Annotated in this window: 19 protein-coding genes; 13 read left to right on the plus strand and 6 right to left on the minus strand. The window is 67.2% G+C overall.

What is annotated here, in order from left to right; all coding sequences use genetic code 11:
- Positions 1 to 14: 14 nt before the first annotated feature.
- From AKJ09_RS41065 to ureG, 11 genes are all read left to right on the plus strand, one after another.
- Positions 15 to 1,274 carry a YfgM family protein gene (locus tag AKJ09_RS41065; protein ID WP_146653291.1) on the plus strand — a complete coding sequence of 420 codons (1,260 nt, stop codon included), beginning with the start codon at positions 15 to 17 and terminating at the stop codon, positions 1,272 to 1,274.
- Positions 1,271 to 2,563: an outer membrane protein assembly factor BamB family protein gene (locus tag AKJ09_RS41070; protein WP_146653292.1), complete on the plus strand. Its 1,293-nt coding sequence runs from the start codon at positions 1,271 to 1,273 to the stop codon at positions 2,561 to 2,563. Before AKJ09_RS41065 ends, AKJ09_RS41070 begins: the two co-directional genes overlap by 4 nt.
- 129 nt (positions 2,564 to 2,692) lie before the next feature.
- Entirely contained in the window at positions 2,693 to 3,613 is a 921-nt protein-coding gene (locus tag AKJ09_RS41075; protein ID WP_146653293.1) for a hypothetical protein, read from the plus strand.
- A 51-nt stretch (positions 3,614 to 3,664) separates the two neighbouring features.
- Entirely contained in the window at positions 3,665 to 4,270 is a 606-nt protein-coding gene (locus AKJ09_RS41080) for an RNA polymerase sigma factor (RefSeq protein ID WP_146653294.1), read from the plus strand.
- Positions 4,267 to 5,097, plus strand: a complete 831-nt coding sequence (locus tag AKJ09_RS41085; protein ID WP_146653295.1) for an outer membrane protein assembly factor BamD — start codon at positions 4,267 to 4,269, stop codon at positions 5,095 to 5,097. The genes AKJ09_RS41080 and AKJ09_RS41085 overlap by 4 nt, the downstream gene beginning before the upstream one ends.
- 41 nt (positions 5,098 to 5,138) lie before the next feature.
- A complete protein-coding gene (locus AKJ09_RS41090) occupies positions 5,139 to 6,995 on the plus strand; it encodes a hypothetical protein (protein ID WP_146653296.1) in 1,857 nt (618 codons plus the stop codon).
- A gap of 377 nt (positions 6,996 to 7,372) precedes the next feature.
- Entirely contained in the window at positions 7,373 to 8,266 is an 894-nt protein-coding gene (locus AKJ09_RS41095) for an urease accessory protein UreD (RefSeq protein ID WP_146653297.1), read from the plus strand.
- A gap of 26 nt (positions 8,267 to 8,292) precedes the next feature.
- Positions 8,293 to 9,045 carry an urease subunit gamma gene (locus AKJ09_RS41100; protein ID WP_146653298.1) on the plus strand — a complete coding sequence of 251 codons (753 nt, stop codon included), beginning with the start codon at positions 8,293 to 8,295 and terminating at the stop codon, positions 9,043 to 9,045.
- Positions 9,042 to 10,754, plus strand: coding sequence for an urease subunit alpha (gene ureC / locus AKJ09_RS41105; RefSeq protein WP_146653299.1), 1,713 nt, complete (start codon positions 9,042 to 9,044; stop codon positions 10,752 to 10,754). The genes AKJ09_RS41100 and ureC overlap by 4 nt, the downstream gene beginning before the upstream one ends.
- 11 nt (positions 10,755 to 10,765) lie before the next feature.
- Positions 10,766 to 11,473 carry an urease accessory protein UreF gene (locus AKJ09_RS41110; protein WP_240488796.1) on the plus strand — a complete coding sequence of 236 codons (708 nt, stop codon included), beginning with the start codon at positions 10,766 to 10,768 and terminating at the stop codon, positions 11,471 to 11,473.
- A gap of 8 nt (positions 11,474 to 11,481) precedes the next feature.
- Positions 11,482 to 12,228, plus strand: coding sequence for an urease accessory protein UreG (ureG, locus tag AKJ09_RS41115; RefSeq protein WP_146653300.1), 747 nt, complete (start codon positions 11,482 to 11,484; stop codon positions 12,226 to 12,228).
- 6 nt (positions 12,229 to 12,234) lie between these two features.
- Here the strand turns inward: ureG and AKJ09_RS41120 are convergent, their stop codons facing one another.
- The 3 genes from AKJ09_RS41120 to AKJ09_RS41130 form a co-directional block, all read right to left on the minus strand.
- Positions 12,235 to 13,254: an NAD(P)H-dependent glycerol-3-phosphate dehydrogenase gene (locus AKJ09_RS41120; RefSeq protein ID WP_146653301.1), complete on the minus strand. Its 1,020-nt coding sequence runs from the start codon at positions 13,252 to 13,254 to the stop codon at positions 12,235 to 12,237.
- Positions 13,255 to 13,322: 68 nt separating this feature from the next.
- Positions 13,323 to 15,767 (minus strand): ATP-binding domain-containing protein, encoded by a 2,445-nt coding sequence (locus AKJ09_RS41125; protein ID WP_146653302.1) that lies wholly within the window; start codon positions 15,765 to 15,767, stop codon positions 13,323 to 13,325.
- A 127-nt stretch (positions 15,768 to 15,894) separates the two neighbouring features.
- Entirely contained in the window at positions 15,895 to 16,662 is a 768-nt protein-coding gene (locus AKJ09_RS41130) for an MBL fold metallo-hydrolase (protein ID WP_146653303.1), read from the minus strand.
- 122 nt (positions 16,663 to 16,784) lie between these two features.
- Here AKJ09_RS41130 and AKJ09_RS41135 point away from each other — a divergent pair, with 122 nt between their 5' ends.
- Positions 16,785 to 17,333: a TlpA family protein disulfide reductase gene (locus tag AKJ09_RS41135; protein ID WP_146653304.1), complete on the plus strand. Its 549-nt coding sequence runs from the start codon at positions 16,785 to 16,787 to the stop codon at positions 17,331 to 17,333.
- A gap of 152 nt (positions 17,334 to 17,485) precedes the next feature.
- On the opposite strand, the gene AKJ09_RS41140 is transcribed toward AKJ09_RS41135, so the two are convergent.
- The 3 genes from AKJ09_RS41140 to groES all read right to left on the minus strand — a co-directional run bounded on the left by AKJ09_RS41140 (position 17,486) and on the right by groES (position 21,991).
- Positions 17,486 to 19,738: a DUF3160 domain-containing protein gene (locus tag AKJ09_RS41140; protein WP_146653305.1), complete on the minus strand. Its 2,253-nt coding sequence runs from the start codon at positions 19,736 to 19,738 to the stop codon at positions 17,486 to 17,488.
- A gap of 264 nt (positions 19,739 to 20,002) precedes the next feature.
- Complete coding sequence (gene groL, locus AKJ09_RS41145; RefSeq protein WP_146653306.1) at positions 20,003 to 21,679, minus strand: chaperonin GroEL; 1,677 nt, start codon at positions 21,677 to 21,679, stop codon at positions 20,003 to 20,005.
- A 21-nt stretch (positions 21,680 to 21,700) separates the two neighbouring features.
- Complete coding sequence (gene groES / locus AKJ09_RS41150) at positions 21,701 to 21,991, minus strand: co-chaperone GroES (protein WP_146653307.1); 291 nt, start codon at positions 21,989 to 21,991, stop codon at positions 21,701 to 21,703.
- 292 nt (positions 21,992 to 22,283) lie between these two features.
- Between groES and AKJ09_RS41155 the strand changes: the two genes are divergently transcribed.
- Positions 22,284 to 24,011: a serine/threonine-protein kinase gene (locus tag AKJ09_RS41155; protein WP_146653308.1), complete on the plus strand. Its 1,728-nt coding sequence runs from the start codon at positions 22,284 to 22,286 to the stop codon at positions 24,009 to 24,011.
- Positions 24,012 to 24,029 lie beyond the last annotated feature (18 nt).

Here is a 24,029-nt window from a genome sequence, read left to right on the forward strand (position 1 = left end):
CTAGAGTCCGCCCCGTGAGCGACGAAAAAGAGCGCGAAGACGAGGCGAAAGGCGCCGCCGAAGCAGGAGAAATGGTCGACGAGCGCGCCGAAGGTGCGTCCGCCGCCGGCGAGGGTGAGGCCGCCGAAAGCAACGACGACGCCGCCATGAACCCCGAAGCGATCGCTCGACGTGTCGCCGCGCTCGGCGAAGACGACGCCATCGAGCGTCAGGCGCGCGACGAAGAGCGCAAGCTCGCCGAGCGCCGTGCGGCCAAGAAAAAGGGCGGCAAGAAGGGCGCCGGCCTCGAGGTGGCCGCCTCGAAGAAGCTCGCGAAGATCGGTACGCGCGCCGAGCCCAAGCGCTCGATTGCGATCGCGGCAGACGCCGATCCGCTCCTCGAGCGGACCACCAAGCTCAGCGACTGGGCCAAGGAAAACCAGAAGCTCGTGCAGATCGTCGGCGGAGCCATCGCTGTGGCGCTGCTCGGTGTCGCCGGCTTCCTTTACTGGGACCACAAGCGCGAAAACGACGCGTCGGTGCTGCTCGCGCAGGCCGTTGCGGACGAGCGTGGTCACATCGGCGAACCCCCGAAGGACGCCGAGGAAGACGACATCCAGGCCGCCGGCCCGATGTTCAAGACCTACGACGAGCGTCGCGAAGCCGCGCTCGGCAAGTTCCGTGAGGTCGAAGCGAGGTTCCCGAGGACGGGCGCTGCCATCCTCGCGCGCCTCGCCGAGGGATCGCTGCTGCTCGACAAGCGGGATCCCGACGGCGCTGCGGCGGCCTTCAACGACGTGAAGGCGTCGCCGCTCGCGGCCGCCGATCAGGAAGTGAAGGGGCGCTCGCTCGAGGGCCTCGGTTTCGCCTACGAGCTCAAGGCCCAGGCCGCGCCCGCCGAGAAGGGCAAGTACCTCGACGACGCCCTCAAGACCTACAAAGAGCTGGAGAACACGGTGGAAGTGCAGGGCTTCAAGGAGCTCGCCATGTACCACCAGGCGCGCGTCCTCGAGGCCAAGGGCGACAAGGACAAGGCCAAGGAACTGCTCGTTTCGCTCAAGGATCGCGTCAACAAGACGGACGACGCGCTGCCGGGAATGAGCATCCCCCGAGGTCCGGCGTTCCCGTATTTGCGCGAGGTCGCGATGGATCGCCTTCGCGAGCTCGATCCGTCGGCCGCGCCCAAGCAGGGCAGCGGCGCGCCGGGCGGTGGCTCGCAGCTCACGCCCGCCCAGATCCGCAAGATGATCGAGGACGCCCAGAAGAAGCAGCAGCAGGGCGGCGGCAAGCCTTGAAACGCGCGGCCTCGCTTCTGGGCGCCGTCGCGCTCTGCGCCCTCGGTGCGGGCTGCGGACTGGCGGATGTGTTCGCGGGCGACCGGGTCAATCCGGAGGTCCCGAACTGGTACAACCGTCCGAACGGCGCGATGAACGTGTTCATCAACCGTAACCTGACGGCTCCGTCGCGCACGTCCGGCGAGGACTGGGAGCGCGGTCGCCCGGAGATCGATCCCGCGCACAATCGCGTCTTCATCGGTTCGTCCGATCGCGGCCTCTACGCCTTGCGCGCCGGTGACGGCAGCACGATCTGGCGCTTCGAGACGATCGGGGTCGTCCAGAGCGAGCCGCTCTACGACCCGGAAATGGACTACGTCTACTTCGGCTCGAACGACGGTGCGCTCTACTGCGTGCGCGCCCAGACCGGTCAGCTCGTCTACCGCTTCGACACGGGCGCCGAGGTCTCGCGCAAGCCGGTTCGCGCCGGTGAGTCGCTGTTCTTCTCCAACGCGTCGGACTTCCTGTTCGCGATCGATCGTCGAACGGGCAAGCCTCTCTGGCCTGCCGTGCACCGGACGCCGGCGCTCGGCATGGAGATCAGCGGACACGCCGGAGCGGCGTACGATCCGGTCAACAAGCTCGTCTTCATGGCCTACTCGGACGGTCACGTCATCGGGTACGACGCGGCGACGGGCGGCGAGCGATGGACCGTCGACCTCTCGGCCGAGGCCGAGCAGGCGAGCGGTGACGCGCCGCGCTACCTCGACGTCGACACCACGCCCGTCCTCGACGATCACCCGCAGGGGCGTGTCGTCTACGTCTCGAGCTACGCCGGCGGCGTCTTTGCGCTCGATGCGGCCACCGGCGCTCGCGTCTGGGCGAACGACAAGGCCGTCGGTGGCACCGACCTCGTGCTCTGGAAGGAGCCCGAGCACGAGCCGAATCCGAACGGCCCCGACAAGGGCGGACCGATGGTGCCGGCCCACAAGCTGGTCCTCTCGTCGAGCGCAACGTTCGGCCTTGCGGCGCTCGACCCCTACACGGGACGCGTCGTTTGGCGGAACAAGGTCCCCGAGGGCGGTGTCACGGCGCCGGTTCCTTTTCAGGGGGCGCTTCTCGTCGGCACGAGCCGCTACGGCTTGTTCCTGATGTCGCCGCGCAATGGCAAGGTCATCGACGGCATCGACCCCGGGACGGGCATCGCGCAGACGCCGGCGGCCTTCATGGGGCGCGCGTACGTGATGACGAACGCCGGCCAGCTGTTCGGCATCGCCGTCGCGCCGCCGCTTCCGCTCGCGAAGCGCTGAAACGAGTCGGTCGAGGCGCCCGCGGCGGCGTCCTTGACCGGGCCGCGCCTTCGATGGCATCTGTCATCGGCGTTGGCCGAACGTTGGAGATCCGCGCGATGCCCGGCGTCGGCGTTCATCGCGACGGCGATGTTCGCGACCACGGCGATGACGAAGGTCGCCCGCGCCGAAACCGCCCCCGTTTCGTACGCGGCGCCCCCGGAATGTCCTGACGTCGACGCATTCCGTGCGGAGATCGAGAAGCGTGCCGACGCCGGCCGCGTCCTCGCCCGCGCGCACACCTCGATCGCGAAGAGCGCCGAGCACGGCTACGACGGCACGCTGAGGATCGACGATCGCGCACGCGACGTCCACGCCGCGACGTGTGAGGAGGTCGTCCAAGCTCTGGCCCTCGCGGCTGCACTCGCCGCCGAAGAAATGGCTGCTGAAGCGCCCATGCCGCCGGAGCCCGCGATTTCTCCCGTGGCGCCGGTGAAGGAAGTGCCTGCGCCGCCATCCGCGGCCGTCGACCGTCCGCGTCCGGTCACGCGTGAGCCCGAAAATGACGACGGAATCGTGCTCGGCGCCGGACTCGGCGCGACGGGTGCGGTTGGCCCGACGGTGGCTCCCGAAGTCTTTGTCTTCGGCGGTTTCGAGCTCGATGGTCGCTCGCTTCGTCTGGCGCTCGATGTCGCACGTAGCTCGGACATGGATACGGTCGCCGGCACGGCGAGGTTCGAGCGCTGGTCCGCCCGTGTCGACGGATGCCCGCTGTCCGTGCGCTTCGGTGTGCGCCTCTCACCGTGCGTCGGCTTCGAGGGAGGCCTGCTGCGCGGCATGGGCCAGTCGATCTCGAACGCAGAGGCCTCGTCGCTCGTATGGCTCTCGCTCGGCGTCGGCGGCCGGGCGGATCTCGACCTCACACGTTCGCTCTTCGTCGCAGCCGACGTCCAGCTGGGCTTTCCGCTGCTGCGACACGGGTTCTTCGTTCGCCCGAGCGACGTGGTCTACGAGGTTCCAGCCGTCTTCGGTCAGGCGGCTCTTTCGCTCGGCTATCGCTTTTCCGAATGAGGCCTGCTGCGTCCGGCCATTCCTCGGTAATTCGCCCCCGAATCCACCCCCATGGCCGCCGACGTCTTCGAAAATCTCCACGCGGATGGCCCTGGCGACAATGCGCACGGGGCGTCCAAGGCCGTGGTCGATGAAGCGCGCCTGCGCCGGATCGTGAATGCCGACTACGGCTTTCTCTGGCGCTCGCTGCGCCGTCTCGGCGTTCCGGAGGCAGATACCGACGATGCCGCACAGCGTGTCCTCGGTGTGTTGGCGCGACGGCTCGGTGACGTTGCTCCCGGAAGCGAGCGCGCGTTCCTGTTCCAAACGGCACTTCGGGTGGCCTCCGAGATGCGCCGCTCGAAGCGTCGCTCGCGACTGACCTTCGACAACGAACGCGCCGACGACCTCCACGACGAGACGCCGGGGCCCGACACCGTCCTCGAGCAGCGCAAGGCGCGCGAGCTGCTCTCCGAGGTCATCGCACAGCTCGATCTGGACGTGGCGGCAGTGTTCGTCCTGTTCGAGCTCGAAGAGCTCACGACGAACGAGATCTCCGCGCTTCTGGGGCTGCCCCCGGGCACGGTCAGCACGCGTCTCCGCAAGGCGCGCGCCGAGTTCGACGTCATCGTGCGACGCATCCGCGCGAGGCACACGTCTCAAGGGAGGACCCGATGAGCGATCCCCAGCGATTGCACGAGGACGAAGGCATGCCGGACTTCGATCGTGCGCTTCTGCGTTCCGCTCGGCTCGACCGCGAGCCGGAAGACGGCGCCGCGCGCGCGCTCGCGGCCTTGGGAATCGGCGCAGGCGGCACAGTTGCGGCGATCGCAGGCGAGGGGACTGCGACCCCTTCCGCCGCGAACGGCGCGTCGGTCCTCGGTGCTTCGGCCGTCACCAAAGGTGCTGCGGGGCTCGCGCTTCTCTCCGGCATCGTCATTGCGCTCCGCATGGCGCTGGCACCGGCGGCGCCTGCGCCTTCCTCCGTCGGACCCGCGACGGCGCCTGCGCCTTCGGTCGTATCGTCATCGGAATCGCCCGAGGTCGTCGAATCGGCGCCTCGAGCACCGGTTGCGGAGCCGACGATTTCGGTCACCGATCTTCCGTCGGCCAACGCCGCGCTTCCGCGAGCAGGCGCTCGGCCGATGGTTCCGTCCGTCGCCAAGGTCGAGCCGAAGAGCGACGCCAAGCCGCCGTCCGTCGCGGAGGAAATTGCGCTCATCGACCGCGCGCGTGCGTCGCTCGCCGCTGGCGATCCGTCGACCGCCGAACACGCGCTCGACGACCACGACGCGCGATTCGCGAACGGGACGCTCGCGCTCGAATCGAAGGTGGCGCGCATCGAGCTCCTCGTCGCACGTGGCGATTCGAATGCTGCTCGCACGCTCGCCGAGCGCTTCCTCGTCGAGCATCCGCGCTCCGCATACGACCATCGCGTTCGCGGGTTGATTCGTCGCTCGTCTACTCAGGATTTAAATTCGAATTCTGATTTGAGTTCGCAATGAGAGCGGCGTCGCGTGGCCATTCGTGCGTGTCGGAGGTCGGCATGCTCAAACGCATCAGTCTCGTCGTCGCGACTTCGCTCGCGCTGTTCGGTTGCAAAGGTGATCTTGCTTCACTGGGGGGGCCTGTCGAAGTGGGGGTGGTCGAGCCCACGGCGTCGCCGTCGTTCATCGTGACCCCAACGGGAACTCAAACCGTGTCGGGCAAAGTCGATCTGCTCCTCATGGTCGACGACTCCGGGTCGATGGGCGACAAGCAGGAGCTCCTGAAAAAATCGCTGCCGGCTCTGGTTCGGCGACTCGTTTCTCCGAATTGCGTGGACGCGAGCGGCACCGTCATCGCCCCGAGCAACAACGGCTTCTGCGCGACCGGGCACCTCGAGTTTGCTCCTGTGAACGACCTGCACGTCGGCATCGTGACTTCGTCGCTCGGTACGCCGGGCAGCGACACCTGCGTGCAGCCTCTCGTCGACAGGAAGGCGCATCTGGTCACGACCGGTCCGGGCGGAGTGCCGGTGGCGAACGCCAGTGCGGGCTTTCTTTCGTTCGGAGCAGGCGGAGTCGCCGACCCGACGCAGTTGATCGACGACGTCACCGCGCTCGTTGGGGGCGTGGGCACGAGAGGCTGTGGTCTCGAAGCCCAGCTCGAGGCTTGGTATCGCTTCCTTGTCGAACCGAATCCTTACGACAGCGTCACGGTCGACGCCGACGGCGTTGCCCATCGAGAAGGTACCGACGAGACGGTTCTCAAGCAGCGCCACGATTTCCTGCGCCCCGATTCGCTGCTCAGCATCGTGGTCGTGACGGACGAGGATGATTCGACCGTCGATCCGGTATCTCTCGGAGGTCGGGGGTGGGGGTTCGCCAACATCTCGTTTCCTGGCTCGAACGCTCCGCAAAATGGCGGCCGCGGTACCGCTCCGCGCGCGACATCGGCCTGTGCCGCCAATCCGGGGGCGCCTGAGTGCACGTCCTGTGGCTTCGCCGCTGCCTGCGCCAACGGTAGCGGACCGAGCGCGGACCTCTGTGCCGTCGTCGAGAACGATCCGATCTGCTCGACGACGCCGTATTACGCGGACCGGGACGACTCGCCGGACGCGCGCTTCTTCCAGATGAAGCGACGCTTCGGTGTCGACCCGCAGTTTCCGCTGGACCGCTACGTCCAAGGCTTGCTCTCGGCCAAGGTGCCGAGCCGCGAGGACGACCACGACGCCGACGGCCGCTACACGCCGACACCGTCGTGCGATAACCCGATCTTCGCGCCGGCGCTGCCGACGTCGGCCGACCAAGAGCTGTGCCATCTGACGGCCGGACCGCGCTCGCAGCGCCTGGTGGTGCTCAGCGTCATGGCCGGCGCGCCGCCCGATCTCCTGCATCCGAACATGACCGCCGGCGACTGGGCGCGCGTGGTCGGCACCGATCCCGCGGGCTACGTGCTGAGCGGTATCGATCCGCACATGCTCCAGTCCATTGACCCGCGGCCCGGGCTTCCTGGGCCGTCCTCGGCGAACGACGCGGACCCGGTTCATGGTCGCGAATGGGTGACGCAGGGTGAACTCCAGTACGCGTGCACGTTTGCGCTCGACGCGCCGCGCGATTGCACCACCGTGATCCCCGACGACTGCGACTGTCGTCTCGGCACGAACGCCGCGTCGCCGATCTGCGACGCAACCGTGCATACGCTTCAGGTGGCGGCCAAGGCGTATCCGGGCGTGCGGCCGCTTCGTCTGGCGCAGCTCCTGGGAGACAACGCGGTGGCGTCTTCGATCTGTCCGAGCCCGACGACCGGTCCAGTGACCGTGCCGGGAGGCAACGGACCGACCACGGGCTACGGCGAGGCGTTCCGGAGGCTCGGCAACCGGATGGCCATGTCGCTGCTCCCGGCACCGACCGGTCTCTGAAACTCGGACGCAGACCGGGACCTCGGACCGGTCCTTCGGCCTTCGGCGGCCCCGTGGAGAGCGCTTCGAGCAGCTCTCGGCGGGGCCGCTGCGCGTTATGCGTAACGACCGGCGCCGGACGGGGACCCGCACGAAACGCCCTAAATTCCCTCCCAGCGCCCCTGTTCAAATTTCGCATAAGATGCATTATGTCAACTAACGGGACGGCCCTCGGCGGGGGGCGGCCTGGGCGCCGGTCAGGCTCCAGGCGCTCGGCGGTCCGTCGTTCGCGGTCCGTTCGCAGCTCCGAGCGGCTCCCCGTCTGGTGACGCTCGGCGAGCTGGTCGGACCGGGCGCCGCGTTGACACGCACGTCGACCATCGACGAGCGTTGCTTACGTGGACGACGGACCTCGCGGTACGACGGCAAACGAAACGAACGAAGCGATCGGCCGTGGGCAAGCCGAAGCTGCCGGTCGCGGCTCGCTGGTCGCCACGCGGCCCGACGCCCGGATGGCCTCGACGCTCAGCCATGCGTTCGCCACGAGTCCGCTCCGGTTTGTCCGGCCGACGTTCCCGGGATCTTCGGCGGCCGCCGTGTGCCTGGTGACGTTCGGCGGCGGCCTCGTCGATGGCGACACCGTGGACCTGGACGTCACGGTAGACCCTGGCGCGACGCTGCTCGTGTTCACCCAGGCCACGACCAAAGTGTTCCGCGGACGCGCCCGGCAATCGCTCCGGGCCAGGGTCGCCGGCACGCTCGTTCTGCTTCCCGACCCCGTGGCGTGCTTTCGCGATGCCCACTACACGCAGCATGTCGACGTCGACCTCCAAGGTCCGTCGGCGTCGTGCGTGGTGCTCGACGGCTTCACGTCGGGCCGTGCGGCGTACGGTGAACGCTGGGCCTTCGGCAGCCTCGAAACGAGAACGGTCGTCCGACGCGATGGAAAGAAGCTTCTCCACGAAGCCTTCCGGCTGGACGCGAAGGACGGCTCGATCGCCGAACGCATGGACCGCTTCGAGGCATTCGCCACGCTGTTCGCCATCGGCCCGGGCGTCGCTCCGGTTCGTGCCGGGATCCTGAGCCACTCCCGTGAGCACGCTCGCGGGGCCGACGGTGCCCTCGTTGCGGCGCCTAGCCCCCTGCCCGTGCCCAGACGCGATTCGACCAGCGATGGCGCGATCGTTCGGATCGCAGGAACGACGCCGCTGGGCGTCATCGACGAAGTTCAGAGGCGTCTCCGAAACCTTCCCGAAATCGACGTCGTGGATCCCTTCACTGCGCGCCATTGAGTGCGCATGCACCGAGGACGTAGGCCATGCATCTGTCGCCGCGCGAAATCGACAAGCTGCTGCTCCATCAAGCTGGCGTGCTCGCGCAGAAGCGGCTCGCTCGCGGGCTTCGACTGAATTACCCCGAGGCCGTGGCGCTGCTCGCGACGCAGCTCCTCGAGCTCATTCGCGATGGAAGGAGCGTCGCCGAGCTGATGGACGTCGGGCGTCGTATCCTCGGGCATCGTCAGGTGCTGCCGGGCGTCGCCGACCTCATCGACGAGGTGCAGGTCGAAGGCACGTTCGAGGATGGAACGAAGCTCGTGACGGTCCACGATCCGATCGCGCTCGACGACGGCGATCTGAATCTGGCGCTGTACGGGAGTTTCTTGCCGGTCCCCGATCGGTCGATCTTCGGCGTGAGCCCGTCGCCGGTGACGGCTGCGGGAGCCGTCGACGTGGTCCCGGGCGACATCGAGCTCTACGCCGGGCGCGCACGCGTCACGATCCAGGTCACGAGCCGGGGCGACCGACCCATCCAGGTCGGCAGCCACTATCCGTTCGACCAAACGAACGCGGCGCTCGATTTCGATCGCGCAGCAGCCCACGGCAAGCATCTCGACATTCCCGCCGGCACCGCGGTGCGCTTCGAGCCCGGCGATACCCGCACGGTTACCCTCGTGGAGAACGGATCGAGCTCTCGTGAGGGGCCGTCGGCGGCAGACATTGCTCGCAACTTCGAGCGCCTCTCAGTCCACCTTCCCGACGCCGACGAAACTCTCCAGGAGGCCAAGTCATGAGCCGCATCGACCGACTTGCGTACGCTGCGATGTTCGGCCCGACGACCGGCGATCGGGTCGCCCTCGGAGATACGGGTCTACTTATCGAAGTCGAGAGGGACCTCACCTCGTACGGCGACGAGTGCAAGTTCGGCGGCGGCAAGGTGCTTCGGGACCAGATGGGTCAAATGCCCGGCGCCGACGACGATCATGCGCTCGACGTGGTCATCACCAACGCGCTCATCGTCGACTGGACCGGCATCTACAAGGCCGACGTCGGCCTCAAGCACGGCCGTATCGTCGGCATCGGCAAGGCCGGAAATCCCGCGGTCATGAGCGGCGTGACGCCGTCGATGATCGTCGGCGTCACCACCGAGGCGATCGCCGGCGAAGGGCTCATCCTCACGGCCGGCGGCATCGACTCGCACATCCATTTCATCTGCCCGCAACAGGCCGATGAAGCGATCGCCAGCGGTGTGACCACGTTCGTCGGTGGCGGCACCGGACCGGCGACCGGGTCGAAGGCCACCACGTGCACGTCAGGCGCTCGGCACATCGAGCTCATGCTCCTCGCGACCGACGTTCTGCCGCTGAACATCGGGCTCACGGGCAAAGGCAATTCGTCGCTCACCGACGGTCTCGTCGATCAGATCCGCGCCGGCGCCGTCGGCCTCAAGCTGCACGAAGACTGGGGCACGACCCCGCGCGCCATCGATTGCTGCCTCGGGATCGCCGACGACGAAGACATCCAGGTCACGATCCACACCGACACGCTGAACGAGTCCGGCTACGTCGCCGATTCGATCGCCGCCTTCAAAGGCCGCACGATTCACACCTACCACTCCGAGGGCGCCGGCGGCGGTCACGCGCCGGACATCATGTGCGTGGTCGGCGAGCCGAACGTCATCCCGAGCTCGACGAACCCCACGCGCCCGTTCACCACCAACACGCTCGAAGAGCATCTCGACATGCTCATGGTCTGCCACCACCTCGATCGGAACATTCCGGAGGACGTGGCGTTCGCCGAGAGCCGCATCCGCGGCGAGACCATCGCCGCCGAAGACGTCCTGCACGATCTCGGTGCGATCAGCATCATCTCGAGCGACAGCCAGGCCATGGGCCGCGTCGGCGAGGTCGTTTGCCGGACCTGGCAAACCGCCGCGAAGATGAAGAACGAGCGCGGTCGCTTGCCCGAGGAAAAGGGCCCGAACGACAACTTCCGGGTTCGCCGGTACGTCGCCAAGTACACGATCAACCCGGCTATCGCGCACGGCATGTCCCACGAGATCGGCTCGATCGAAGTCGGCAAGTGGGCCGACCTCGTTCTCTGGCGACCGTCGTTCTTCGGAGCGCGGCCGGAGCTCGTGCTCAAGGGCGGGCTCATTGCTTGGGGCCAGATGGGCGATCCGAATGCGTCGATCCCGACCCCGCAGCCCTCCTACATGCGGCCGATGTTCGGCTCGCTCGGACGCGCCACGGGCGCCACGAGCATCGCGTTCGTCTCGCGGCGCGCCATCGCGGAAGGCAACATCGCGGCGCTCGGACTGCAGAAACGCATCAACGCGGTTCGACGATGCCGTGGAATCGGCAAGCGCGACATGAGGTTGAACGACGCGCTGCCCAAGATGCGGATCGATCCCGAGACCTACGAGGTCTTCGCAGACGGCGTTCTCATGCGCGCCCTGCCGGCCTCGAAGGTCGCCCTGGCGCGCCTGTATTCCTTGTTCTGAGGAGCACGACAATGACGAGCGACGGTCTGCCCCTGCCTCCCATGCCGGCCACGAGTCCGTCGGCGCCGTGGCTGCTCTTGCAGCTGACCGACGGCTCGTTTCCCTCGGGAGCGTTCGCCCACTCGGCCGGTCTCGAGGCCGCCGTGCGTCTCGGTGGGCTCCAAGCCGTCGAACCGTTTCTCGACCAGCTTCTCGTTCAGACCGCGTACTCGGCGCTGCCGTTCGTGCGGGCGGCCTGCCACGGCACCGAGTCGCTCGCCGATCTCGACGAGGCGTACGACGCGACGATCGCCAACCACGTGGCAAACCGCGCGAGCCGCGCACAAGGGCGGGCGTTCGTGAGCGCCGCTGCGCGGATCTTCGAAGAGCCGCCACGCGCGCAGCTGGTGGGAGCCGTCGCCGAGCATGCCGAACGCGGACCGGCTCACTACGCGCCGATGCTCGGAGCGATCTGCAATGCGCTCGGCGTCCAGGCGCGCGACGCGCAGATCGTGTTCCTCCACGGCACGGCTCGTACGGTGCTCTCGGCGGCGGTACGGCTCTCGCTCATCGGCCCGCTCGAAGCCCAGCGCATCCAGGCCGGGCGGTCGGGCCTGCTCGATCATCTGCTTGCGCAATGCACGCATCGAACCGTCGAGGATGCCGCGCAGACGGCACCGCTCGTCGAAATCTACGGCGCGCTCCACGACGAGCTCGACGCGCGACTCTTTCAATCGTGAGGGGAACGATGGCGCACGGCGATCACGATCATCCGCATGACCACGATCACGACCACGCGCATGGTCACGGCCATACGCACGAGAAGTATGCGGGGCCGGGGCTCTTCCGCCAGCGTGCACCGCGCCGGGCGCGTGACTTCGGCAAGCGTGCCTTTACGGTCGGCATCGGCGGGCCGGTCGGGAGCGGAAAGACGGCGCTCGTCCTGTCGATCTGCCGGAAGCTCCGCGACCGCATGAAGCTCGGCGTGGTCACGAACGACATCTTCACGCGCGAAGACGCCGAGTTCCTCCACCGCCACGACGCGCTACCGTCGCCGCAGATCCGCGCGGTCGAAACCGGCGGGTGCCCGCATGCGGCGATCCGCGAGGACATCACGCCGAACCTCGACGCGCTCGAGCAGCTCATGCGCGACGTGTCGCCGGAGTTGCTCTTCGTCGAGAGCGGCGGAGACAACCTGGCGGCGCAGTACAGCCGCGAGCTCGTCGACTTCACGATCTACGTGGTCGACGTCGCTGGCGGCGACAAGGTCCCGCGCAAAGGCGGACCGGGCGTCACCGAGAGCGATCTCTTGATCGTGAACAAGACCGACCTCGCTCCCCACGTCGGCGCGAGCCTCGAGGTGATGGCACGCGACGCCGAACGGATTCGTCAGGGCGGTCCGGTGATCTTCACCCGCGCCAACGTGGGCGACGGCGTCGACGACGTGATCGCGCATGTCCTCGCTGCGCGCGCCGACGCGATCGCGCCGAAGTAGCCTGCGCTATTTGGCGTCCAGGCCCCAGAGCTCCTGCTTCTGGGCGCGGGTCATGAGGAGCTTCATCGCTTCCATGAGCGGGCGCCCCTCGTGGAGCACGTGGTAGACCTGCTCGGTGATCGGCGCGTCGACGCCGAGCTTCTGCGCGAGCTGCCAGGCCGCCTTCGCCGTGCCGTAGCCCTCGGCGACCGCACGCTGCGAGGCGAGGTAGGTCTTTGCGTCGACGCCTTCGGCGATCTTCATGCCGAGAGAGCGGTTGCGCGAGAGTGCGCCCGTCGACGTGAGGATCAAGTCGCCGACGCCCCCCAGTCCCATGAACGTCAGTGGATCGCCGCCGAGCGCGACGCCGAAGCGTGCCATCTCGGAGAGGCCGCGCGTGATGAGCGCCGCGCGCGCGTTGGTGCCGAGGCCGAGGCCGTCGCATGCGCCGGAAGCGATCGCGAGCACGTTCTTGAGCGCGCCGCCGACCTCCACGCCCACCGGATCCTTGCTCGTGTAGACGCGGAACATCGGCGTGTGGAGCGCCGAGGCGACCTCGCTCGCCACGGTGTCGTTCTTGGACGCCACGACGACGTCGGTGGGCAGCCCGCTTGCCACCTCGCGGGCGAAGCTCGGTCCGGACAGGACCGCGAGTGCGTTGCGATCGCGCGAAGGCATCGCTTCCGCGACGACCTCGTTCATCAACTCGAGCGTGTCGTTTTCGATGCCTTTGGTGGCGATGACGACGTGTGCGTCCTTCGGCACGTGCGGCGCCATGGTCGTGGCGACCGCGCGCAAATAGGCCGACGGCGGCACGAGCAAGACGACGCTGGCACCGCGCAGGACCTCCCCGGGATCGGTCGATGCGCGAATGGTCTTGGGGAGCGTCACCCCTCCGAGGAACCCCCGATTTTCGTGGTGTTCCTCGATGTCGCGCACCACCTCGGGCTCGCGCGACCAAAGATGAACCTCGTGATCGCGACGCGCGGCGTGTGCCGCGAGCGCCGTTCCCCAAGCTCCTGCTCCGATGACCGCGATCTTGCTCACGCCAGAACCATACGACGTGACCCGAAGGCGGTCACGTTTCGGCGTGCTGCCAAGACGTCGAAGACCACTCAGGTAGTGGGCTGATCGGGCGGAAGCGAGCTCGTGACGAGCTTCGAGGGCGTCTCGCTCGTGATGCACCAGAGCTGATAGGCCGCGCGCGTCGCACCGACGTACAAGGCCTGACGCGCTTGGGGCGTCTCCGGGTAGCTCGCGGCGGTGGTGTCGAGCAGGATGACCTCGTCGAACTCGAGGCCCTTCGTCTGGCGAACGTCGGTGACGTCGAAGCCGCGTTCCCAGGTGAAGTCCTGGCGACGCACGCGCCGCACGTTGGGGACCTCCGCACGCATGAGGCCTTCGTAGTAGACCTCCGCCTGCTGCGGGAAGCGCGTGAGAAGTGCGACGTTCGCGTCCGGCTCGTCGAGCGCGAGCTCGCGAAGGGCGTCGGCGAGGAACGCCACCGCTTCGCCGGTCGAGCCGAACGTGAAGAGCTCGACGGGCGGACCATGACGGTTCGCAATCGGCTCGGCTTCGTGCGCGAGCGGTCCGAGGACGCCCTGCGCGAACGACGTGATCTCGGCGGTCGAGCGGTAGCTGACCTTGAGCGGCTCGATCATGCCGGCGCCGCCCGGAACGCCGAGCTCCTTGAGCGTCGCGTCCCAATCGAAGGCGACGTGGACGTCGTCTTCCTCGCGCATGCGCTGGGCCACGTCGCCCGCGAGCGTGACGGAGAGCTGGCTCGGATCATGGGCATCGTCCTTGGTGCCCGACGCGAGATCGAGGAGGATCTTGAGCTCGACCGGGCTCGCGTCCTGCACTTCGTCGACGAAGAGGTGGCTGACCGTGAGCGGGTTGCCCTGAACGTCGAGGAGCGGGCCGCGGAGCACCTGGAAGAGGCGCAGGATGAGCGGGTAGTCCTCGGAATCCAGCGACGCGGTGGCGCCGTCGCGCTCCCCTTCCACGCGGATGCGCGCCTGACGCACGCACCACTCGTGAACCTGATCGAGCTGCCCCTTACCGAAGTAGCTCCCGAAGTGCTTGTCGAGGCGTGCGCGGTTCGTGGTGACGTCGTCCCACGAGGCGAGCACGGCGCGCGAGTCGCTCCGCATCTCCTGACCGAGAGCGACGACCGCACTGCGCGTGACCTCGGGCAGGCCCGAGCCGGACGTTTTGCCGAGCTCGCGCTTGCCGGCCACCCACTGCGAGAGCTGCGTGACCCGGCGATCGGGCGCGCCCTTCGAGGCCTTCCATGCCTGAACGACCAGCTTGCCGTCGGGCCACCTGGCCATCGCCGCTTCGACCTTCGTGTCGAGACGCGCGGTGACCTCGCTCGCGATCTCGTCGACGGCGAGAAGCATCGCGGGGTGGTTCTTCACGCGCGACACGAGCGGCGGGGTCTCGTCGCTGATGGCGCTCGGAAGCTTCGGGAAGATGTCGTGCAGCACGCGCACCGACCAGCGCGCGAACGTCATGACGGGCACGCCCGAGACGCCGAGCTCCGGAAGAACGCGGCTCGTGTAGTGGATGAGCGCCTCGTTGGGGACGATGACGAGCATGCGCTCCGGCCGGAACCGATTCGGGCTGGAGGCATGGAGGAAGGCCACGCGGTGGAGACCGACCGTGGTCTTGCCGCTGCCGGCGCTGCCCTGGATGGCGACGAGGCCCGTGCCAGGACGCGTGATGAGATCGTACTGCTCCTTGTCGAGCATGGCGGCGATCGCCGGAAGGAGACGATCGGGCGAGGTCGACTTGTTGATGCGCTCCGGCGCTGCGGCTGTCGCAGAGCGCTCGCGCCCCGGCAGCCGGAGGCGCGCCGTCTGCGGCTCGGCCCGACGCCAAAGGCCGCTCGCATCACGCACGAACGTGCCCTGCGGCGAGGTCACCTTGCGAAGCTCACCATCGACGATGGCCACGGTACGACGCGCGGTGACGGTTCCCTCGACCAGCTGATCGCCCAGCGTCTCCTCGTAGGAGTCCTCTTCGCGGTAGCGGTAGAAGATCCGACTGACCGGCGCGTTACGCCAGTCGACGATGCGGACGCCGGAGCCGGCGTCGACGTATTGGCGCGAGCCGACGAGGATGTCGCGACGGCGCTCTTTGCTCCCGGCGCGGCCGCGCACGTTGACGCTTTCTTCGAGCCTCAGATGAGCGAAGTACGGCGTCTTGCGATCGACGGCGCCGGACGATGCCTTGCCTCGCTGCGCCCTGAGCGCGCCGAGGTGGTGCATCTGCTCGAGCAGGGCCGGAAGATCTTCGGGCTTGGCGGACGCGGCGGCGTCGCGAAGCTCGAGCAAGCGGCGGTCGTCTTCGGCGAGCAGCTCTGCCAGGTTCGGGGCGCCAGGCGGCGTCGAACCGGTTGCGCTAGCGTCGGCTGACGGCTGGGCTTCGGGCCCGAGCGCCTTTGCGACGACCTCGAGCAAGCGCAGCTCTTCGCGGACGATTCGCGTCGCCTCTGCGTCGTCTTCGAGGCCAAGGACCTGGGGTTCGTCGGATCGGGCTTCAGATGCGTCGGACACGGGAACGTGCCCACATAGCACCTGGAAAGCGGGATAAGAAGGGACAGGAGTGTGGCGCCCCCCTGAAATCCGGTGCCCGCGAAGGCAGGCATCCTCAGGAGGACGAGAGGACGAGCGCGAACGAGCGCTAGAGGATCAGCTGCTCGCCGAGACGCAGGACCGAGAGGTTCACGCCCTTGAGCTTGGCGCACTGCTCCTCGACCTGTCGCTGGAAGGCCGGTTTGATGTGGTAGAGCAGCGTCGGAAGATCGGCCGGGCGGACGTACTTCATCAGGTCCGCGTGAAGCGTCTTCGGCGTGTGGTGCCCGCTCACCGTGGCGATGCGCTGCTGCTCGTTCGGGAAGCTGACTTCCATCAGCAGGGCGCGAAGGTCCTTCTCCTTCGAGAGCACCTCCCAGAGTCGATCCGTCGGCCCGGTGTCGCCGCTGTACGCCATCGAGGCGCCGTTCTTGTCGACGATGAACGCGCAGGTGTCGATCGTGTGGTTCACTTCGATCGCGCGGACTCCATAGCCGGCGATCTCCACGCGCTTTTCGGGCTTGAGGACCTTGTACCGGATGGTGGGGTGCTTCTTCGACGGAATGGCCGCAAAATCAGGCCAAAGGAGGTTGTTGAAGAAGTGGGTCTTGAGGACGTCGATCGTCCCCTGGACGCCCACGACGAGGAGCGGCTCGCAGCCGAGCTGCACGCGGTTGTCCGCGATGGTGGCGAGGTCTCGGATGTGGTCGAGATGGGCGTGGCTGACGAGCACCGCTTCGAGCTTGGCTTGCAAGCCGAGGTCGAGGCCGCTCGTGAGCGAGCCGGCATCGATGGCGAGCCGGTCGTCGAGGAGGAACGCGCTCGTGCGGTGCTTCGGAGTCTCCCCACCGTGGCATCCGACTACGCGGAGCTGCACGGATCGCTCCAGAGACTGTGGACTTGGGGGCTCATCGGCTGACAGGAGCTTAGCCGCGAGTTTTCCAGCAAGTCAAAAACCGGCCCCCACAATTCTCGCGGTTAACTGTAGACTCCTCGGTCATGCGCATGCGAATCCCGGCGAAGCTCGCCGCTCTCTCAGCTCTCTCGTTGTTCGCGCTCGCAGGGCTCCCCGCCTGCGGTGGCGAAGGTGCAAAAGACGCTACGAGTGCGAAAGACTCGGGCAAAGGCATCAAGGAGGGGGACAAGGCGCCGACCTTCTCGATCGATTCGCTGAACGGTCAGGGCAAGGTTGCCGTCGCCCCCGGCAAGGTCACGCTCGTCGACTTCTGGGCAACGTGGTGTGAGCCCTGCAAGAAGTCGTTCCCGAAGTACCAGGACCTTTACACGAAGTACAAGGCGAGCGGCCTCGAGATCGCTGCGGTTTCTGTCGACGACGAGAAGGGCGGCATCCCCGACTTCGCCAAGACGCATGGCGCGAAGTTCCCGGTCGGCTGGGACGAGGGCCACAAGATCGCCGACCAGTACAAGCCCGAGAACATGCCGTCGATGTACATCGTCGGTAAGGACGGCATGGTGAAGCACGTCCACAAGGGCTACCACGACGGTGAAGAGGCCGAGATCGACAAGGAGATCAAGGAGCTTCTCTGATTCCGTTCGCGTCGTTTCCAGCTTTTCGAAGCTCCGACTTCCCGCTCGCGTACGACCTCGAATCGACGCGAACCATGGGCCCCAGCGCTGCCGTGCTGGGGCCTTTTGCGTTTCTAAGGCGCGGTCGGCGCAGGCGGCACGACCGCCTCGCGTCACTGCTGCACGAGGTCGGTCATCCACGAAACGTCCGGGAGACCGGCTCCGACCAGCGGCTGCCACTCGGCGTCCGTGAGCCGTTGGAAGCTCTCCGTGATCTTCTCGTGGTAGCTCGAGGTGAGGCCAACGTAAGCCCGCGGACCCGAGCACGTCTCGACGGTCACCACCATCGCGCGGGGCGTTCCCGTTCCGACGTGAAGGACGCGACCGACCGGCGATCCACCTTCGTCGGTCGGCTGCGTGTGGACGTCGGCGACGACGGGATCGAACTCGATCGCGAGCGCCCGATTGAAGAAGAGCTGGGCGTACCAGCCGTCGAAGTCGGCGAGCGACCCGCAGCCCTGAGTGAAGGTGAGCTGGTTCACGAACGCGAGCTGCTCGGCCGTGTGAGGAGCGCCCGTGCGCTGGTTCTTGGCCATCGCCTCGAGGATGCCCGCCACGGAGCGCAGCTTGTCGAAATACGTGGTGATCGCGGAAACCGAGGCAGGGTTCGGGAGGTTTGCGTTCGCGATCGCCGCCGTGCCGCGCGATGCAAAGGCCGCGAGCTTCGCATAGAACTCCGGGTACGGCTCGACGTACGCGTCGGGATACTCGCAGCTTGCCGCGCCCGTGTACGACTGCTTCGTGTAGAGGATCGTGTCGTGCCGTAGCTCGGCCCAGGATGCCAGCTGGGTGTTGAGCAGACGACGACCCCAGGGCTCGGTGCCGGTCACGCGCGGCAGGCCGGCCGCTCCAGGATCGGAGATGGTGCTGGCCGTGGGCGACAGCGTGCGGAGCAGCGAGAGCCACTCCGTGTAGAGACTGCCCTCCCAGTACTCCTGCGGATGGGCATCGGCAAGAACGCGCATCGAGGCCAGGTCCGGAGCATACGAGTAGCGCGTGAGCTCGGGGCCGAGCAGCATGCCCGCGTGGTCGTTGCCGAGCGCGGCGAAGCCGATGTCGAGCGGGTTCGGCATCATGCGCATGGCGTTGCCGTGGGCCACGCGATCGTAGACGACGTTCGAGAAGACATGGCTGTCGAGGACGTAGCGCTGTCCAAGAAGGAGGAACGTGCTCGAGAGCGGCATCGTCCCGCTCCCGAGGCCGTTGACCATGATCTGGCTGGAGATGCGCTGCGCGCCGTACCCGCCGTTGACGACGGCTTGCGCGATGGCGGTGTCGGACACTCCGGTGAGCGAGGCGGCGTCGGACAGGTGGAGATCGGCAAGGAGGCTATCGAGCTGCGGCAGCGTCATGTTGTCGGGTTCGCCGACGAACGCTCCGATGACGGAGTCGATGTTCTGCCAGTTGGACAAGCCGGCACCGTCGATGAGCGCGCGCAGCACGTAGGCCGCCTCGAGCTGTGAACGGCGGAAGACCTGCGTGTGATCGGGCTGGGTCTCGAGAATGCGGAACTCGATGCGCCCGAGCCACATGGTGGCGCGGAAGTACGTTTGAAGCGCCGTCGACTCGGTGTAGTGGCCGCGCGGCTTGAACTGCGAAAAGTCGATGTCGCGGTCGACGCCGAAGAGCTCGATGTTGCGCATCCCCTCCCCGGCCGTCGCGCCATCGAACAAGGCCTTGGCGGAGGTCGCGTCTCCACCTGCCACAGGCGGAGAGAATGTGCCGTCGAGGAGGCTCGCGGCGACCGAGAGATACAGATCCGCATTGGCGCGCGCGGCCGCCGGAAAGGCTGCTCCACCGCCCGCGGCGAGCGACGCACGCATACCTGCGAGGAGATCGTGCAGCTTCGGACGAAGCGATTCTCCCTCGACGAGCTTCAAGATGTCGTCGAACGAGTCGTGGACGGCGTAGAGAATCGAGTCGGCCGAGAGGTAGACCGGCAGATCGTCGGCGTAGATGGTTTCGTAGCCGTAGATGAACGACGGGAAGCGCTTGCGGTTCGTCGTCACGAAGCCGTTCGCGCCGAGCGCCGACTTCTCGGTATCGGTGAGCGCGAAGCTCGACGAACCAACGAGGTCGAGCCCGTGGGCCGTGAGCGGGTCGTAGCCGAGCGATGTGACGAACGGCACGTTGTACTTCGCGGCGAATCCCGCGGCGTCGAGGTTCTTCACCTCGTCGAGCCGCGCTTGCATGGCATCGAGCTCCGCCTGTCGCGCCGGCGAGATCGTGGTGGAGACGGCCTTCCCGCCGCCGTCCGCATGCGACGACGACGGCCCTGATGACTGGCCCGAGCTGCACCCGAGGGCCATCGCTCCAATGACGACGCTTACTCCAAACGCCCGCAGCGCTCTTCGCAGGTTTCGCATCGCCTCTTCGCCTTTCGCGCGCGCTGAGGAGCAAACCATGTGCCTTCGCGGGGCGCGGATTTCTCAGGGCGTCGCGGGGGACGTGACACAGATCGGCACGCGAATCGCGGCGAACGGATCATGCGCAGTGAATCACCACAGGGGCCCTCCCTGCCGCGTCGCAAGCGCGGATGTAGGCGCGTGCGCGGACAAAAAGAAGAGAGCCCCGGCTCTGCACCGAGGCTCTCGTCCGTGTCGGCTTTAGGAGTCAGCCGGCAGCTTCGATCAATCCATGTCGAAGTCGCCCATGCCGCCCATGCCGCCCATTCCACCCATGCCGCCCATTCCACCCATGCCGCCGCCCGCGCCGCCGCCGGCCTTTTCCTTCTTCGGCTTGTCGGCGATGAGAGCTTCCGTGGTGAGCATCATGCCCGAGACGCTGGCCGCGAACTCGAGGGCCGAGCGAACGACCTTCGCGGGGTCGATGACGCCGGCCTTGACGAGGTCTTCGAACGTGTCCGTCGCGGCGTTGAAGCCGAACGAGCCCGTCTGCGAGCGGACCTTCTCGACGACGACGGAGCCTTCCTGGCCCGCGTTCTTCGAGATCTGGCGGAGGGGCTCCTCGACCGAGCGGCGGACGAGGTTGATGCCGAACTGCTGCTCGCCTTCGGCCTTGAGGCCGTCGAGCACCTTGCTCGCGCGGAGGAGCGCGACGCCGCCGCCGGGGACGATGCCCTCTTCGACCGCCGCACGCGTCGCGTGGAGCGCGTCTTCGACGCGGGCCTTCTTCTCCTTCATCTCGGTCTCGGTCGCAGCGCCGACCTTGACCACCGCCACGCCGCCCGCGAGCTTCGCGAGGCGCTCCTGGAGCTTCTCGCGGTCGTAGTCCGACGTCGTGTTCTCGATCTGCTTGCGGATCGTCTCGACGCGGGCCTTGATCTCGCCCTGGTTGCCGGCGCCGTCGACGATGGTCGTGTTGTCCTTGTCGACGTTGATGCGCTTCGCCGTGCCGAGATCCTTGAGGCCGAGCGACTCGAGCTTGATGCCGAGGTCGTCGCTGACGACCTGACCGCCGGTCAGGATCGCGATGTCCTTGAGCATCTCCTTGCGGCGATCGCCGAAGCCCGGCGCCTTGATCGCGCAGACCTTGAGCGCGCCACGGAGCTTGTTGACGACGAGCGTGGCAAGCGCCTCGCCCTCGACGTCTTCCGCGATGATGACGAGCGGACGACCCTCGCGCGCGATCTGCTCGAGCAGCGGGATGATGTCCTGCATCACGCTGATCTTCTTCTCGCTGATCAGGATGTAGGGGTTGTCGATCTCGGCCGTCATCTTCTCCGTGTTGGTCACGAAGTACGGCGAGAGGTAGCCGCGGTCGAACTGCATGCCTTCGACCACGTCGAGCGAGGACTCCATGCCCTTCGCTTCTTCGACCGTGATGACGCCTTCCTTGCCGACCTTCTCCATCGCGTCAGCGAGCATCTCGCCGATGCTGCGGTCGCCGTTGGCGCTGATCGTGCCGACCTGGGCGATGTGCTGCTTGTCCTTCGTCGGCGTCGCGAGCTTCTTGATCTCGGCGACGATGGCGCTGACGGCGAGGTCGATGCCGCGCTTCAGCTCCATCGGGTTGTGGCCCGCTTCGACGAGCATGAGGCCCTGGGTGTAGATGGCCTGGGCGAGGACGGTCGCCGTGGTGGTGCCGTCGCCGGCCTTGTCGCTCGTCTTGCTCGCGACCTCGCGCACCATCTGCGCGCCCATGTTCTCGAACTTGTCGCCGAGCTCGATTTCCTTCGCGACCGTGACGCCGTCCTTGGTGACGACGGGGGCGCCGAAGCTCTTCTCGATGACGACGTTACGACCCTTGGGGCCGAGGGTGACCTTCACCGCGTCCGCGAGGAGGTTCACGCCGTGGAGGATGCGACCGCGTGCGTTGCGGCTGTAGACGATCTGCTTTGCGCTCATGACTGGTCTCTCCTCTTCGAATTACTTGGTGAAGACCGCGAGGACGTCTTCCTCACGAAGGAGCACGAGCTCCTCGCCTTCGACCTTGACCTCGGTGCCCGAGTACTTGCCGAACAGGACCTTGTCGCCTTCCTTCACGTCGAGGGCGACGACCTTGCCGTTCTTGAGCGCCTTGCCGGAACCGACGGCCACGACGACACCCTCGAGCGGCTTCTCCTTCGCGGTGTCGGGGATGATGATCCCTCCCTTGGTCTTCTCTTCTTCCTGCGTGCGCTTGACGACGAGCCGGTCGGCGAGGGGGCGAATCTTCATGAGCTAATTCCCGTGGTTGAGGTGCGTGCCTGGGCGCTTGCTAGCACTCGTATGGGGTGAGTGCCAGAACCGGGCGCGGGCAAACCTATGCCTCTGAAACGCGACGTCAAGGGCGCGGACGCGATCAATGCTCGCGCTTGTCGTGCGACACCGGGCCGACACGTCACATCGGAAAATGCGCACGGGACAAAGCGCCCTCGATGAGCTCTCGAAAACATAATGGTTCTGCTGGCTTGATTGCTGCGTAGGCATCTCCGCCAGGGCTGCGCGGCCAGCCCGGCAGAGGTGAGTGATGGCGGCAAAAGTTCGCAAAGGAAACCAGCAGGCCGGGGGTGGCGAGGTCCGTCCGCCCCCTGAGGCCCTCCCCGTGAACCCGGGCCAGATGGTGGCGGCCCGTTATCGAGTGGAAGAGCTTCTTTCATCGAGCCCATCCGGCGTGACCGTGGCCGCGCGCCACGTACACCTCCGTAAGCCGGTCACGCTCAAACTGCTGGCGGCGTATACCCCCGAGCAAACCGAGGCGGTCGAGCAGCGCCTCGGTCGAGCCCGTGCGGCCGCCGATCTGCACGGCGAGCACGTCGTGCCCATCGTCGAGATCGGCAACACCGACGATGGGATGAACTTCGTCGCGACTGAGCGCCTCGAAGGGACCACGCTCGAGGAAGAGCTCGAGGCGCGGGAGCAGCTCCCCTTCCCCGAGGCCACGCGCTGGATCCTCGAGGCTTGTGAGGGCCTCGCCGAAGCGCATGCCGCGGGCATCATCCACGGCGACATCCGTCCGAAGAACCTCCTGCTGTCGGACGTCGCCAAGAAGCGTCGTGAAACGGGGGCTGCGCCTGGCGCACCGTTTCCTCCGCGCGTTCTGAAGATCCTCGACTTCGGCATGACCAGCCCGATCGCGTCGATGGGCGACGAGGGCACGTCGGCGTTCGTCGCGACGCCCGCGTACCTCGCTCCGGAACAGATCCGCGAGCCCGAACGCGTAGGCCCGCACTCGGACGTGTGGGCGCTCGGCGTCATCCTCTACGAGCTCATCACCGGCAAGCGTCCGTTCAACGCAGACACGCCGTCAGGGGTACTCGTCGCCGTCATCTTCGACACCGCGCCGCTGCTGACCGACGCGCCTTACGAGCTCGCACGCGTCGTGAACCAGTGCCTTTCGAAGGAGCCGGAGAAGCGCCCGGAATCCATCGAGGACCTCGCGACCAAGCTTGCGCCCTTCGCCGGTGAGGAAGGCGCGCGCAGCGTCGAACGAATCAAGAAGCTGCTCGCGGCCGTCAAGGACAAGTCCGGCATGCGGAAGCGTCCGAATGCGTCGCCGGCGAAGGTCGAGCCCGAGCCGTTCTTCTGGCCCACACGAAAGTCGCTCCGCACCGCGCGCGCCGAGCAAAAGGCGGCGAAGAAGGCGAAGGCTCTCGTCGTTCCGGCCATCACGTTGCCCGCGATCCGCGCGTTCGCGGAGCGGAAGCTTGCCGGCCAACGCCCCGGCGCGACCGCGTTCGCCGCGGTGGCCATCGGCGTCGTGCTGATGCGCACGCTGCTCTCCGAAGCTCCGGTCGAAGACGCGCCGCCGATGGAGGTCGCGCCTCGGGATGCCCTCCCCATCATGCCGTTCGTTCCGAGCATCGAGCCGGATCGGAGCGAGTCGTCCGAGACCGCAGCGCCTCCTCCGCCCACGACTCGGCCCACGGCGCCTTCGGTTCCGAAGGCCAACGCGTCGACGAAGCCCGCGTCGCGTTCCTCGATCATTCGCGTTCCGCCCTGGCCGACGACGAACACCACGCCCACGCCGGCGCCAGCGGCACCGCCGCCGCTCGCGCCTCCGGGGATGGTCGCGAGCCCGCGGAACGTTCCGACAGGGCCCGCCTACCCTCCCGGGCCGACGACCACGACGACGCGCCCGAACACGCCGCCTCAAGGCTCGCGCGCCGGCCGACTTCCTCGCGGGCTGCCGGCGACGCGTGACGGAGGGCCACAAACCGCAGCGAGACCACCGGTCACGCCTACGCCTGCCCGATGAAGCGCGAGCATGCGAATC

This window comes from Labilithrix luteola (assembly GCF_001263205.1).
In the GTDB taxonomy this organism is placed as follows: Bacteria; Myxococcota_A; Polyangia; order Polyangiales; family Polyangiaceae; genus Labilithrix; species Labilithrix luteola.